Raw genomic sequence first — 15472 nt, 5'->3', positions numbered from 1 at the left:
TAGTTTTAATATTAGAATTGGTTGTAAACGAGAAACCCCAGAGAATGCCAACTCTGGGGTTTCTTATGTTTTTTAAATTTAGTGCAAACTCTGTTTCAATGCTTTTATTTCATCACCATTTGCTGTTTCGCCTGAATCTGTAACTGCAGAAGAGTGATAAAAAAGAGCATTTGTTTTTCTCATTAACATCTTACTATTTGAGGAGCGAAATCCTCCACCAGGCATTATTACAATTCTGTTTTTTGCTTTTTCTACCAATGCCGATAATACCTCAATTCCTTCCACAACATTTAATCCTTGTCCCGAAGTCAATATGGTTTTGAAACCGCAATTAATAACTATTTCTAACGAATCATAGACCGATGCAACCACATCAAAAGCGCGATGAAAAGTGCATGGAAATGGACTTGCCAAAGCAACTAGTTCCTTATTCTGTTCAACGTTTACAGTCCCATCGTCATTCAAAATTCCAAACACAAACCCATCGACTCCTATACTTTTAAATTGCTCAATGTCATTCTTCATTTTACTGAATTCTTCATTAGTATATACAAAATTTCCTCCTCGCGGTCGAATCATTACATACATCATAATATGCAATTCACTTCGAACTTTGCTTGCAATCCCAAAATCAGGAGTAGTACCTCCTTCTTTCATGTTAGTACATAATTCTATTCTATCTGCACCGTTTTGCTGGGCAATAATTGCTGATTGTAAATTAAAACACGCTATTTCAAGTAAGCTATTTTTCATTTAAAAAATCTTAAAAAAAACTTGAAATACAACCTTCAAGTTTTTTTTAAATTATAATTATCACAAAGTTATATTACCATTTTATAATAGCGCTTGCCCAAGTAAATCCGCTTCCGAAAGCAGCTAAAACTACGGTATCTCCCGATTTTATTTTTCCTTTCTCCCAAGCCTCGGTCAAAGCAATCGGAATAGAAGCAGCTGTCGTATTTCCATATTTCTGAATATTATTATAAACCTGGTCATCTGAAAGTTTGAATTTATTTTGAATAAATTGAGAAATTCTCAAATTGGCCTGATGCGGAATTAACATATCAATATCCGAAACCTGCAGATTATTAGCTTCTAACCCTTCATTGATAACTTCAGCAAAACGTACAACAGCATTTTTAAATACAAATTGTCCATTCATGTAAGGAAAATAACTTTCATCATTAGGATCATTATCAGCAATAATATCAGTAACCCAACGAGCTCCCATTCCAGGTGCCTGCAAAGCTAATTCCTCAGCGTGCATTCCTTCAGAATGTAAGTGAGTAGAAAGAATTCCTTTAGACAAATCTTCTTCCCTGCTTAAAACAGCTGCTCCTGCACCATCTCCAAAAATTACCGAAACTCCTCTTCCTCGGCTTGTCATGTCTAAACCGGTAGAATGCACCTCAGATCCTATCACAAGAATATTTTTATACATTCCGGTTTTGATATATTGGTCAGCAATCGAAACGGCATAAACAAATCCCGAACATTGATTTCTTACATCCAAAGCCCCAACAGTTCTTAAACCTAAATCTCTCTGTACCAAAACACCCGGCCCTGGAAAATAATAATCAGGACTTAATGTTGCAAATATGACAAAATCTATATCTTCATTAGCAACCCCTGAGCGTTCTATGGCGATTTTGGCCGCTTTAACCCCCATTGAAGTAGTAGTATCTTCACCTCTAATAATATGTCTTCTTTCCTGAATTCCTGTTCTTTCTTGGATCCATTCGTCATTGGTATCAATGATTTTCGACAAATCATCATTGGTCACTACATTATCTGGGACATAATATCCCAATCCCGTTATTTTTGAATGGTACATACTTTTATCGTTTTATTAACATCAAGGTCACAAATTTAAATATCTTTTAAAATATCCGATTACAAATTACTCATTTTTTAGCAATAACCAATTCTTTTTTTTAGGAGCAGTTTTCTGCCCATTATAACTCTCTAAGGCTTTAAAGAAATAATGCTTTTGCTTATATTCTAATCTTATTTATATCAAAACACTAAAAACACTATTTTTGTTTTAAATGTAACAAAACAGCATTGCTTCGACTTATCACTATTACTAATCAAAATATTTTATTTATGAAATTAAGAATTTCCCTATTAGCATTTCTGTGTATAGGCATCTCTTCATTGGCACAAGAAAACCTAAACTATCAAAAACCTTCCAAATCAATATTAGATTTAGCAGATTACCAAAGAGCTCCATCCGTTTCTTTAGACACCAAAAAAGAGTACATGCTATTGAGCTATAGAGCTACTTATAAAACACTGGATGATTTAAATCAGGAAGAAATGCGCTTGGGAGGTTTGCGAATCAATCCCATAACAAATATTTCGAGTACTGTAACTTACATTAACAATATCAAATTAAGAAAAGTTGCTGACAAAAACGAAATACAGGTTACAGGTTTACCGAATAATCCAAAAATAAGTAATTTAGTATGGTCGCCAAACGATAAAAAAATTCTGTTTTCAAACACTATTACTACTGGAGTGGAAATGTGGGTCTTGGATGTTGCTTCCGCAAAAGCAGTCAAATTAACCGATGCAACGGTAAATGCAAATTTAGGAACTCCATTTAGCTGGTTCAACAATGAAACTGTTTTAGTAAAAATACTGCCTAAAAACAGAGTCGCATTATTAGATTCCAAAAAAGATTTGCCAACTGGGCCAATTATCTCTAACTCGGCAGGAACAAAATCACAAAACAGGACGTATCCTGATATGCTGAAAAACCAAAATGACGAAATCAATTTTGAAAACATCATTACATCTGAGCTATACAAAGTTACCCTGGACGGAAAAGCAATTTTATTCAAATCAGCAGACATGTTTGCTGGAGAAAGAATTTCTCCTGACGGAAATTATGTAATGATAACCACCATTCAAAAACCTTTCTCCTATATTGTCCCTATAAACCGTTTTCCTTCAAAAACGATTGTTTATGACAAAAATGGTCTTGAAATAAAAACAGTAAATGAAGTTCCGCTAAATGAAATTATACCAAAAGGCTTCATGGCGGTGCGCACAGGAAAAAGAGAAATGAGCTGGAGAAATGACAAACCAGCCACATTATATTATACGGTAGCTTTGGACGAAGGAGATCCAGCAAACAAAGTCGATTTTAGAGACGAAATCTTTTTATGGAATGCTCCTTTTACGGCAAACCCAACTTCATTGGCAAAAACACCACAACGTTTCAGTGATATTATTTGGGGAAATGAAACAGTTGCTATTGTCTCAGATGTATGGTATGACACTCGAAATACCAAGACCTATTTGATCAATCCATCCGATCCAAATCAAAAACCAAAAGTAATTACAGACAGAAATTCACAAGACATTTATTCGGATCCAGGGAGTTTTGAAACCAAAAAAAATCAGTACAATAAAAATGTATTAGCTATAGAAAACAATAATGTGTTCCGCATTGGAGACGGATTTACCAAAGACGGACAATTTCCTTTTATAGATGAATTCAACCTGAAAACTTTACAGTCCAAACGTCTGTACACTTCCCTTTACAAAGATAAAAAGGAAGACTTGCTGGAAATTGAAGATTTTAAAACTGGAAAAGTATTAGTCCAGATTCAGTCCAAAAATGAATACCCAAACTATTATTTTAGAAACATCAAACAAAAAAACAGCCTCACTCCGATTACAGCTTTTGCAAATCCATTTGAAAGCATCAAAAATGTGAACAAAGAAGTAATCAAGTACAAACGAAAAGATGGTGTTGAATTATCTGGAACTTTGTATCTGCCCGAAGGATATGACAAGGTCAAAAAAGAAAAACTGCCTTTATTGATTTGGGCCTATCCAGCCGAATTCAAAGATAAAAACAGTGCAGGACAGAACTCTCAGAATCCAAATGAATTTACGTTCCCTTATTATGGTTCGTTTGTATATTGGGTGACCAAAGGATATGTTGTTCTTGATGATGCTTCTTTTCCAATTATTGGAGAAGGAACTACAGAACCAAATGATAATTTCATCACACAATTAGTAGATGATGCAGAAGCCGCAATAAATGCTGTGGATGCTTTAGGATATATCAATACCAAAAAAGTAGCTGTTGGCGGACATTCGTATGGTGCCTTTATGACAGCCAATTTATTGACCCATTCCAATCTTTTTGCCTGCGGTATCGCCAGAAGCGGTGCTTACAACAGAACCTTAACTCCTTTTGGTTTTCAAAGCGAACAGCGCAATTACTGGGAAGTTCCAGAAGTGTACAATACAATGTCTCCATTTATGACTGCCGATAAAATGAAAACACCTTTACTTTTGGTTCATGGCGAAGCCGATAATAATCCTGGTACTTTTACTTTACAGACAGAACGTTATTTCCAAGCGTTAAAAGGATTAGGTGCGCCAGTTCGAATGGTGATACTGCCTAAAGAAGCTCACAGTTATGTTGCAAAAGAAAATATTCTGCATTTGCTATGGGAACAAGATCAATTCTTGGAAAAATATCTAAAAAATTAAAAAAGGAAAACGATTATATGCAAAAAACTGTCTCTTTTTAATTTAAGCCACTTTGTAATCAGCTTTTTTTATGTTTTTAAAATTCAAAAAAAAGTCTAAATAATCCTCAATACCACTTCCTGATTGAATTCCAAAGCAGTTTCATGTTCAAAGAAAATAACTCTTCGGTCGAAAACTGCTTTTATTAAAAACCGGCTTCCTTTAAAAAAAGATTCTTTTACTATTGCTTTTATAGAGCCGTTGGAGTCAAGTTTTAACTGATGCGGATACAATAAAACAATATCATCTTCTCCTTCAATTGGCATTAACTGAGATAATTTCAATTCATTCACTTCACCAAAAAGGGAAGCAACATATTTATTCAAAGGGTATTTGTAAACATCGGCTGAAGGTCCTTTTTCCATAATTCTTCCCTGATACAAAATAATGGTCTCGTCCGAGAAAGAAAGCGCATCAACACTATCGTGGGTTGCAATGAAACAAGTGATTTCTTTTTTCTTTAAATAAGCAAAAAGGTTTCTGCGGAGTGCATTTTTTCTAAAATTATCAATATGGCTGAAAGGTTCGTCTAACAGTAATACTTCCGGCTCCAATGCCAAAACTCTGGCCAGAGCTACACGCTGCTGCTGACCGCCACTCAACAATTTTGCTTTTACATTGGCAAATTCGGTCATTTCAACCATTTCCAGTAATTCTTGAATACGCAGTTTTTTTAATGGCAAAAAACCATTGGAAAGAAACTTGCCTACATTTTCGGCTACGGTTTCATAAGGCATCAAATCAAAATCCTGTGCCAGATATTTCATAAAAGGCATTCCTGGAATTAGATTGTATTTAGGCCCTCGAATCTCTGTTTCATTATACAAAATGCGTCCATGATTTAAATCATACATTCCGTAAATCAATTTTAAAAGCGTACTTTTTCCACAGCCGCTCTCGCCAAGAATTGATATATTTTGTCCTTTGGCAACAGTGAAGTCAACATTTTGAATAATGATTTTTTCGGTATAGCCGAATGAAATATTTTGAACTTGAAGCATTCTATAACATTAAAATTTAAGAGAAAACAAAGATAGTTTCTTTAGCAAAAAAAATATGTTGATAATTCAATTTATATCCAAAAAAAAACTGCTTTACAATAAAGCAGTTTTTTAAAACATAATTGAGACTTAATCTCTATTGTTGTTTTTTGGCATCTTCAACCATTTTAGCATTTGCTGTAATTGCAAATTCTACACGGCGGTTTTGGCTTTGTCCTTCTTTTGTATCATTAGATGCAATTGGATCTGCGATTCCAAAACCAGATGTTTTGAAACGGCTCGCTGCAAGTCCTTTTGAAATCAAATAGATCTTTACAGATTCGGCTCTTTTTTGAGAAAGCGTCAAATTGTACTCTGGTTTACCTGTATTATCTGTATAACCAAATATTTCAATATTAGTATCTGCATACGAATTAAATACTGGAATCAATTTATCCAAATTAGCTTTAGCCTGAGAGGTTAAAGTCGCTTTATTTAGATCAAAACGGACTGCATTTTCATTCAAAACCAAATGAATTCCTTCTCCAACTCTCTCAACATCGGCTCCAGGCAATGCTTGATCTATTTCGCGGGCTTGTTTATCCATTTTGTTTCCAATTAAGGCTCCAGTACCACCACCAACAGCTGCACCAATTGCAGCTCCTAAGGCAGCGTTTCCGCCTTTTCCTAAATTGTTTCCAAGAACAGCTCCAATAATTCCTCCTGCAACTGCACCAATTCCAGCACCTTTTTGTGTATTATTCGCATTTTTTACAGAATCACATCCTGTAAAAAGTATACTCAGCATAAATAACCCACTCAATCCTATAATTGCAATTTTTCTCATCTTTTTCGTATTTTATGTATTAATTAAGTTTTTGAAATAAATAAACAACATCTGTTGGTTTACTTCCTACGTTTATTTTATCAATCAATTCAAATGAAGTTTCTGATTGATTTCTTACCCCTAGAACAAAACCTGTTTTTACATTTTTAGATTTCAATCCTTCGTCTAATATTTTTAAAACAAACTGTCCCTCTTTATTGATATACCATGTAATTGCCGAAGTAAAAGCAGTACAATTTGGACTGTTTAAAGTCAAATTTCCTTTATTATTGTTTGAAATAAAATGCCAAGTGCTTCCTATAAAACATTTTGAATCAGCAAGATTAAAAGAATTTACTTTAATATACTCAGAACCTGGATAACTTACACTAACAATTTGCCAATCTCCTTTTATTCCAACTTGAGAAGCCCTATCTAATTTTGTCATTGGAGCATTAGAAACTGGTTTTGGTGTTGCAGGTGTTGTAGATCCAGACTTACAGGCAAAGACCAACATGGCCATACTACATATTAAAAGAATTTTTCTCATTTTTTTTCAATTTTAAATTAACGTATAACAAAGGTACATATCAATTTCGTTCAAAATAATTTTTTTATTTATATAATTTACTTACGGCAAGCAGATGCAATGTGGTATTTGTGTAGCAAATTGTACCCTATTTAAAAAATAATTTGCTTTATCTAAAGGATTGGCATTTTTTTTTGAATAGCCCTATTTTACTGGGCAGAGTGTAAAAAACGGTTGGAATGAACAATAATTACGCTTTGCGGGATTCTGTCTATTATTTTCTATATTTGAAAAAACATATAAATAGGCTTTTGTCAGACCTATATACAAGTTATAGGGCATTTTAGAAATAACATTTATGAAACTAAAAATTCACTTATTTACTTTACTAGCTGGTACTCTTTTTTTTGTGTCTTATTTTCTAAGTGACTTTCTGTGGGAGAAATTATGGATATTTTACTTGATACCTTCCGTTTTCTTTGGTTTTTCTTTTCTAGGTTTTTTCGTAATGGCAATCTTAAATAAAAACACAACAGGAATACTTATTGGAGTTGTAATTCTTGGAACCTTTTTGTGTTCTGAATTACTAGATTCCGAAATTTTTAGGAGCAAAAAAATATTAGAAGCGACTTTAATTGATGACCAAAGTGCAATTCGTTTGACTCTTCGTGCTGACAAGAAATTTGAAATGGAATCCTCAAATTTGTTTAGCGAAAAATTTTATAAAGGAAACTATCAACTTATTGATAACAAAATAATATTCAAGAACAAACGAGACGACAACAATTTCATTCCTGATACAGTGTCAATTATTGGAAACAAAATAATAATCCGCTTTGACAAAAGTGGCAAACCAATTACTGACTTCGCAAGATACTTTAACATTAAAAGAAATGAAATAAAAAAATAAAAAAACGCCTTATAACATAGATGCTACAACGGATTTGGGCAATTGGCTTAATGGAAAGTTGGTTTTATATTGGGATTATTTGGCAAATCCGAAAATAGCGTTCTGCTCGTGAACACTAGCTAATACTTATTGCAAAAATGCAAAATCTCTCCCGCTTGTGCCAGCTGAGAAATCAATCCTCTTCTTTATTTTTCTGAACACTTTTCACCTTAAGTCTTTTCGCATCTTTTAGACTTTTATTAAGCATCCACTCTATCTGACCATTGACACTACGAAATTCATCAGCAGCCCATTTTTCAATTGCTTTCATCGTTTCTGAATCAATTCGTAATGCAAATGACTTTTTTTCAGACATCTTTTATTGATTTAAAGTACCGGTATTTATTACAGGCTTAGTTTCACTATCTCCACAAAGGACAACCATTAAATTACTCACCATTGTTGCTTTCCTATCTTCATCAAATTCAATAATTTCTTTGTCAGCTAATAGTTTTAAAGCACTTTCAACCATGCCGACAGCGCCTTCTACAATTTTATGACGTGCAGCAACAACAGCCGATGCTTGTTGTCTTCGTAACATTGAATGAGCAATTTCGGGAGCATAGGCTAAATATCCAATTCTTGATTCTATTACTTCTATTCCAGCAATTTCTAATCGTTGAGTAACCTCGTGTTCAAGAGCTATGTTTACATCATCAAAATTAGTGCTTAATGTTACTGCTGCTCTCTCATCTTCAAAATGATCATAAGGAAAAGATCCTGCAAGTTTTCTAACCGCCGAATCCGTTTGAATTCTAATGAATTCTTCGTAATTATCGACTTCAAACGCAGACTTGAAAGTATCGCTGACTTTCCAAACTAATATAACACTAATTAAAATAGGGTTACCCATCTTATCATTAACCTTAATTTTTTCACTTTCAAAGTTTCTTGCACGCAAAGACAAACTTGTTCTAGTATAAAGTGGATTTATCCAAAACAAACCGCTTTGCTTGACACTTCCTTTATAATCTCCAAACATTAAAAGGACTTTTGAGCTATTTGGTCMTATCACAATAAAACCCTTTGTCAAAAATACAAATACTATAAATGAAGCCACTATTAAAATAATATTGTTTGAGATAAAGCCATAAAGGGTTACTGCCATTGATACTAATAGCATAACAACAACCAAATAGCCATTAAAAGGTGTTAAAACTTTTTCTGTTTTCATAATAAGTAATATTTAAATGATATCATATTGATATCACAAATATAATAAATAATTCAACACAAAAAGAAATTTTTACCCTATAATTTATTGATTAACATAAAGCTTGAGAAACATATCGATGCATGTAATAAACTATGCAAGCCAATCTATAAATAATACTTTTCATAATTTGGTAAAACAAGAGAATAAAAAGTCTTGCAACTTTAAAAAGAATTCATAGTTAACCTTTAATCATCAAACATTTTCAAAATACTTTACTTACGACAATTTGTCACTCCTATAACAATTGGTATTCTATTTGAAAGTTACTTTTCCGATTGTAAAACCATTAATAAATATAAAAATATGACAACAGGTAAAATTAATGTTTCGGTTGAAAACATCTTTCCCTTAATCAAGAAATTCTTATACAGTGATCACGAAATTTTCTTGCGTGAATTAATTTCTAACGGAACCGATGCAACTTTAAAATTAAAACATCTAACCAGTATTGGAGAAGCCAATGTTGAATATGGTACGCCAATTATTGAAGTTAAAATTGACAAAGAAGGCAAAAAACTCCACATCATCGATCAAGGATTGGGAATGACTGCCGATGAAGTAGAAAAATACATCAATCAGGTTGCTTTTTCTGGTGCTGAAGAATTCTTGGACAAATACAAAGATTCTGCTAAAGATTCTGGTATTATTGGTCACTTTGGACTTGGTTTTTATTCTGCTTTTATGGTTGCCGAAAAAGTGGAAATCATCACCAAATCATACAAAGATGAACCAGCTGCACACTGGACATGCGACGGAAGCCCGGAATTCACATTGGAACCGGCTGACAAAACGACTAGAGGAACTGAAATCATTTTGCATATTGCAGAAGATTCTCTTGAGTTCTTAGAAGAATTTAAAATCTCTGGCTTGTTGAGCAAATACAATAAGTTCATGCCTATTCCGATTAAATTTGGAACAAAAAAGGAAACACTTCCAAAACCGGAAGATGCTCCAGAAGACTACACTCCAGAAACTATAGAAGTAGATAACATAGTAAACAATCCAAATCCTGCTTGGACTAAACAGCCAACCGAATTATCGGATGCTGATTATAAGGATTTCTACCGCGAAATGTATCCAATGCAGTTCGAAGAGCCATTGTTTCATATTCATTTGAATGTTGATTATCCATTTAACTTAACAGGTATTTTGTATTTCCCAAAATTGGGTTCTGACATGCAGATTCAGAAAGACAAAATCCAATTGTACCAAAACCAAGTATATGTAACTGATAATGTTGAAGGAATTGTTCCTGAATTCTTGATGATGCTTCGCGGTGTTGTTGATTCACCGGATATTCCTTTGAATGTTTCCCGTTCAGGATTGCAGGCTGATGGTGCTGTTAAGAAAATTTCTAACTACATCACCCGTAAAGTTGCTGATAAACTGAAATCTTTATTTAACGAAAACAGAGAAGATTTCGAACAAAAATGGAATGACATTAAAATCGTTCTAGAATACGGAATGCTTTCAGAAGATAAATTCTATGAAAAAGCTGGGGCATTTGTATTATACCCTACAGTTGATAATACTTATTTTACTCTTGATGAACTAAAAGAAAAAATCAAAGAGAAACAAACCGATAAAGACGGAAAACTAATTGTTTTATACGCTGGAAATAAAGAAGCACAGCATTCTTATATCGAAATAGCAAAAGATAAAGGGTATGAAGTATTGCTTTTGGACTCTCCTATTATCTCGCATCTAATTCAAAAAATTGAAGGAGACAATAGCGGATTGCATTTTGTTCGTGTGGATTCTGATCACATTGATAACTTAATCAAGAAAGAAGATGCTGCTATTTCTAAATTATCCGAAGAAGAAAAAGAAAGCCTAAAAACAGTTCTTGAAACTATTGTCCCAAAACAAACTTACACGGTACAGCTTGAAGCTTTAGACAGCGAAGCGGCTCCGTTCATTATCACGCAGCCAGAATTTATGCGCAGAATGAAAGAAATGAGTCAAACAGGCGGTGGCGGAATGTTCGGAATGGGTAATATGCCAGAAATGTACAATTTGGTTGTAAATACAAACTCCGACTTGGCTACCAGTATCTTAAATAATAGTGACAAATCTACTCAAGAAAACTTAGTGAAGCAAGCATTGGATTTGGCTAAATTATCTCAAAACTTATTAAAAGGAGAAGCATTAACCGCTTTTGTAAAAAGAAGTTTTGAATTAATAAAATAATTCCGAGAGTACTACTCACAAAATTAGTACTGAATACTAATGACCCTGCAAATCTAACTTTGCAGGGTTTTTTATTTTCAAATTTGTTCAACTTTCAACAACAAATAAAAAAGACAACAATCATATTACTGAAAAATAGACATTTATACGTATTTTATATTACTTTTTTGATTAATTTTAAGAATTACAAAATGGATTTGATTTAATTTTTTTCTGAAATACGCACCATTCTCCTTGTTTTAAAAATAAGCTTGCAAATTAATTTTATTACTAATTGAAATAGTCCCTAATTTAAAATTATGTAATATGGAAAATAACGAACTGAAAAGCCAAAATCAAACGGAATTAGAGAGAGAAAAAAGCACCATAAAAGAAGCCGAAACCACAATCCTGCTTACATTGTACATGGGGCTTTTTTTAGGAATGGTTCCTGTAATTGGATTTCCCATCACCATTCCTGAAATGGGAGGCAAAATTCTTTTTATTGGAATTATCCTTGGAATAGCCGCTTTTGTAAGTTCCTTTTTCATGGGAACACTTTTTGGCATGCCAAAAAGAAACAATCAAAAAGAAAGTGATTACTCCTTAAATAATAGCTTAGTCGAAATTTCGGATTGGCTAACAAAAATAATTGTTGGCCTTGGATTAGTCAACCTAAAGCAAATTCCTGGCTATCTGGTTTCATTGGGAGAATATGTAAGAACATCTTCCAAATATGATGGACAACTGCTAAATATATACAGCATCGGAATTGTAATTTATTTTGGGTTTTTAGGATTATACATTGGATACAATTATATGAGGCTCGTTTTATCTAATAAATATAAATATGCCGACGATAATTTGATTCGAAAAGAACTAGAAATAGCAAATGAAAAAATCCATGAAGTAAAAGAAAAAATTCAGCAGAAAGACATAAAAATCATCCAAACTCAAAACCTGATTCAGGAAAAAGATCAATTAGCAAAATCTTTGCTAACTAAGATTAATGAGCCCACAATATCAAGTTCTGAATTTGAAACCGTTGTTAAAAAAATAATTAATTCGGACGAAATTAAAAAAGACAATGAAAACATAAAATCAGAAGTGGATAGAATGATAGACGAAGCCAAATTAAAACTGCACAAAGGCTTAATTCTAAACAATAATGACCCTCAAAAAGGACAATGGCGATCAAAATCCATAAACAACGAACGGGAATTAAAAGCAACAGTAATTGAGGAAGCCAAAGGATTGTACCAAATAAATTTACAGGTAGTCTCTACAAATCCGAAAAACAATCCATTAAAAAATGGTGAGTACATATTATTTGCTTTGCACAGTACATTTGGTAATCCGCCATTCAAACTCGTGAAAGTAGAAAAGCAAATTGCTGAGCTCAATTTTTACAGTTACGGTTCATTTACTGTAGGAGCTTTTGCAGATAATGGCTCAACTGAATTAGAACTTGATTTAGCCAAATTACCAGACGTTTCCAGTTATTTCAAGACTCACTGATGTAATTTTCATTATGATGTATTTAATTATTATCCTTCAACTGAGTCTTGCATACTTAATTTACTAGATTTATAATTTAATACGTACAAATAAAACTTATCTTTAAAAATTTAACAATCTTAATGATAATTAATTCCTGTAAAATAATAAATTTGGCTACCCAAACAAAAAACTTAACCAAATTTAAATTTTATGAAAAACAAATCCTTATTATTATCTGCTTTTGCATTTACTTTCTTTTCATTTATTTCATGCACCAAGGAAGACTCTTTGGTTGCAACAGATAATAGTCCAGTTGTAGCCTCTGCCTCTATTGATTTAGTTAACGAACTGGATATTAAAACGGGAAATCAAATATCATTTGAAAAATTAACTGGTAAACAAACTGGCAAATCCTTAACGGTTTCATGCGCTACTGTAACTATGGATCCTGTAACATCTGCTTTTCCTAAAACATTTTATGTTGATTTTGGAACTGGCTGCACCACAAATGGCATTACAAGAAAAGGGAAATTAAAAGTTACTTTTTCAAATTATATTACTCAAACTGGAAGTACTATGACAATTGAAAGAATAAACTACTATGTAAATGGAAACAAAGCGGAAGGAAAAATTGAGTACAAAAATACAACTGTAATTGCAAATACCCCTCAATGGACAAGAACAGTCACCAATGGAATATTTACAGATACTAAAGGCGAAGTATATTTAAACTCAGGCACTCATACTATAAAACAAACAGCAGGAGTTTCAACACTCACTTTAGATGACAATACATACGAAATGACAGAAGGAACGCATTCTGTTAGCAAACAAAATGGAGCCAAAATCACTTTGACTGTTTTAGAAGCATTAGTCAAAAATTATAGTTGTGATTATGTATCAAAAGGAAAGTTAAAAGTAGAAAACACTCTTTTAAATGGCACAATCGACTACGGTAATGGTGACTGCGACAAGAATGCTACCTACACACAAAACGGAATAGTATTTCCTTTCACTATGTAAAATCACAGATAAAAATCTGCCGAGACTGTCCAAATGCACTGCCCCCAAATAGTGTCTAACTTTTTGGGGGCAGTGCATTTGGACAGTCTCTTTATTTTATACATTTATCACCAGACAAAATCCATATTCACTCAAAATCACTTTTGTAGACAATGATCAAGAACACATATTTACAACAAAATTACATTTCAAAAAAATTAGCAATTAAAATTTAAATATTAAATTTGTTTTGTTAATCCTCATTCTTTTACAAAAGAATGACAACAAAAAACGCTCATTATGTACAAGTTAGATGTAAACGATTATTACACCCCTTTTTTTTTAAAATCTCCATTTTTTAAAATTATTTTGGTTGCATTTATCTTTAATATACTTGCCTTTTTGAGCTTTCGGATAACCGTTTCCCCAGACAATCTTTCCCCTATTTTCCCGGATGTAGGTTTTGCACTTGCAGCAGTATTAATTATAGGACGCAAAGCTATAGCTGGAGTTTGGATAGGATCATTTGTCGCAAATATCTTTTCCTTTTGGGATGTATGCAAAATGCTGGACAAATCAATACTCGAAACCATACTCTCTTCAGCATCTGTGGCTACAGGAGTAGCAATTGGAGTAACTGTTAGTGCCTACTTAATTAATTTAATCAACAAGGGAGAATATCCATTAAAAACAGGACCATCAGTTATATCCTTTTTAGTAATTAGTACTTTATATTGCGGTATCTGCTCTTTATTATGCGTTTCAGCAATTTCGTTTTGGGGATTAAGTACTCCAAACCACTTCATTTCAAATTGGATGACTTTATGGAAAGGTGATTTAATCGGCACTATACTTATAACTCCTTTTCTAATATCCTGGTTTTATCGTCATCACATAAAAATTATTTCAACATCACTTTTAGAAGCCATATCATTAGGATTAGCTACAGCATTGGTCTGTGTCCTAATCGCCTTCGACCATCCAAATGATCAGTATCTGTTCATCATAATATTATTATGGGCAACATTTCGTTTTAGAATTAGAGGAGTATCTATTTTGGCCTCTATGTTCGCCCTTTTATCATCAATATACGGCTACCTTGGTTATGGTTCATTTGTTGTAGTCAATTCCGAAGATTCACTCATTAATATTAATCCTTTTTTTGGATTAACCACAGTAATTGCCTTAATATTGTCAGGATACTATTCTGATTATTTACACAAAAAACTAGAAGCTTCAAAAGTTTAAACTCACAAAACTTTCTAAATAGATTTTTTTGGGCATGTCCCAAGGGTCGGGCTGTACATTATATTCCCGATTAACAAAAACTACAGCAAAAAAGCCTTGTTTTTCTAAATCGGGAGATGCCATTTCCATCCCTCATGCAAATACGTTTTCAGAACAGCATTTTGACTAATTTGAAAGTATTTAAACAAAAAAAACAGCCCCAAATCAGAGCTGTTTTCTCAAAATCCTAACTTAACCAAAACGCAACAAATCAATTCACCGTTGCGATATTTTCATTTTCCATTTTCAAGCCGCCTTTGTACACTTCGGCAACAGCTTTTCTGGACAATGTCGACGCCTGATTTGTAACCACTATCTCGTGGGTCACTTTCTTCAGATTAGTCTCCACTTCCAAGAAGTAAACCCCCTCCGGAAATTCCTCAAGGCTGTAGGCTCTCGCAATTCCTTCCTTTCCTGTTACGGTTTCATTATAAATCACATGGTGTGACTCATCATAGAT

The 15472-nt window shown here is 33.2% G+C and carries 13 protein-coding genes and 1 pseudogene; 6 read left to right on the top strand and 8 right to left on the bottom strand.

Features of this window, described 5'->3' with window-relative positions:
- Positions 1 to 78: 78 nt before the first annotated feature.
- A complete protein-coding gene (locus AC1DVP_RS11580) occupies positions 79 to 753 on the bottom strand; it encodes a copper homeostasis protein CutC (protein ID WP_477183628.1) in 675 nt (224 codons plus the stop codon).
- 73 nt (positions 754 to 826) lie between these two features.
- Positions 827 to 1834 (bottom strand): 3-oxoacyl-ACP synthase III family protein, encoded by a 1008-nt coding sequence (locus tag AC1DVP_RS11575; protein ID WP_477183627.1) that lies wholly within the window; start codon positions 1832 to 1834, stop codon positions 827 to 829.
- Positions 1835 to 2106: 272 nt separating this feature from the next.
- Here AC1DVP_RS11575 and AC1DVP_RS11570 point away from each other — a divergent pair, with 272 nt between their 5' ends.
- Complete coding sequence (locus tag AC1DVP_RS11570) at positions 2107 to 4515, top strand: alpha/beta hydrolase family protein (protein ID WP_477183626.1); 2409 nt, start codon at positions 2107 to 2109, stop codon at positions 4513 to 4515.
- Between the two features lie 95 nt (positions 4516 to 4610).
- Here AC1DVP_RS11570 and AC1DVP_RS11565 read toward each other — a convergent pair whose 3' ends face one another.
- The 3 genes from AC1DVP_RS11565 to AC1DVP_RS11555 all read right to left on the bottom strand — a co-directional run bounded on the left by AC1DVP_RS11565 (position 4611) and on the right by AC1DVP_RS11555 (position 6910).
- Complete coding sequence (locus AC1DVP_RS11565) at positions 4611 to 5555, bottom strand: ABC transporter ATP-binding protein (RefSeq protein ID WP_477183625.1); 945 nt, start codon at positions 5553 to 5555, stop codon at positions 4611 to 4613.
- Positions 5556 to 5691: 136 nt separating this feature from the next.
- Positions 5692 to 6381: a YiaD family glycine zipper/OmpA-like lipoprotein gene (locus AC1DVP_RS11560; RefSeq protein ID WP_477183624.1), complete on the bottom strand. Its 690-nt coding sequence runs from the start codon at positions 6379 to 6381 to the stop codon at positions 5692 to 5694.
- A gap of 19 nt (positions 6382 to 6400) precedes the next feature.
- Positions 6401 to 6910 carry a lipocalin family protein gene (locus AC1DVP_RS11555; protein WP_477183623.1) on the bottom strand — a complete coding sequence of 170 codons (510 nt, stop codon included), beginning with the start codon at positions 6908 to 6910 and terminating at the stop codon, positions 6401 to 6403.
- 337 nt (positions 6911 to 7247) lie between these two features.
- On the opposite strand from AC1DVP_RS11555, the gene AC1DVP_RS11550 reads away from it, so the two are divergent.
- Positions 7248 to 7799 carry a hypothetical protein gene (locus AC1DVP_RS11550; RefSeq protein WP_477183622.1) on the top strand — a complete coding sequence of 184 codons (552 nt, stop codon included), beginning with the start codon at positions 7248 to 7250 and terminating at the stop codon, positions 7797 to 7799.
- A 172-nt stretch (positions 7800 to 7971) separates the two neighbouring features.
- Here AC1DVP_RS11550 and AC1DVP_RS11545 read toward each other — a convergent pair whose 3' ends face one another.
- The gene (locus tag AC1DVP_RS11545; RefSeq protein ID WP_477183621.1) at positions 7972 to 8154 is read right to left on the bottom strand and encodes a type II toxin-antitoxin system antitoxin; all 183 of its coding nucleotides are present in this window, start codon (positions 8152 to 8154) and stop codon (positions 7972 to 7974) included.
- Positions 8155 to 8157: 3 nt separating this feature from the next.
- Positions 8158 to 9012: an SPFH domain-containing protein gene (locus AC1DVP_RS11540; protein WP_477183620.1), complete on the bottom strand. Its 855-nt coding sequence runs from the start codon at positions 9010 to 9012 to the stop codon at positions 8158 to 8160.
- 345 nt (positions 9013 to 9357) lie between these two features.
- On the opposite strand from AC1DVP_RS11540, the gene htpG reads away from it, so the two are divergent.
- The 4 genes from htpG (at position 9358) to AC1DVP_RS11520 (ending at position 14973) form a co-directional block, all read left to right on the top strand.
- Positions 9358 to 11244, top strand: coding sequence for a molecular chaperone HtpG (gene htpG, locus AC1DVP_RS11535; protein ID WP_477183619.1), 1887 nt, complete (start codon positions 9358 to 9360; stop codon positions 11242 to 11244).
- 306 nt (positions 11245 to 11550) lie between these two features.
- Positions 11551 to 12741, top strand: coding sequence for a pYEATS domain-containing protein (locus AC1DVP_RS11530; RefSeq protein WP_477183618.1), 1191 nt, complete (start codon positions 11551 to 11553; stop codon positions 12739 to 12741).
- A gap of 192 nt (positions 12742 to 12933) precedes the next feature.
- Complete coding sequence (locus tag AC1DVP_RS11525) at positions 12934 to 13746, top strand: hypothetical protein (RefSeq protein ID WP_477183617.1); 813 nt, start codon at positions 12934 to 12936, stop codon at positions 13744 to 13746.
- Between the two features lie 279 nt (positions 13747 to 14025).
- Positions 14026 to 14973, top strand: a complete 948-nt coding sequence (locus AC1DVP_RS11520; RefSeq protein WP_477183616.1) for an MASE1 domain-containing protein — start codon at positions 14026 to 14028, stop codon at positions 14971 to 14973.
- A gap of 250 nt (positions 14974 to 15223) precedes the next feature.
- Here the strand turns inward: AC1DVP_RS11520 and AC1DVP_RS11515 are convergent.
- A pseudogene (locus AC1DVP_RS11515) lies at positions 15224 to 15472 on the bottom strand (secretion protein); the annotation flags it as partial.

It is taken from the genome of Flavobacterium sp. P3_A6, assembly GCF_056403035.1.
The sequence above is the reverse complement of the archived record's forward strand: the minus strand, read 5'-3'. Positions and strand labels throughout refer to the sequence as shown.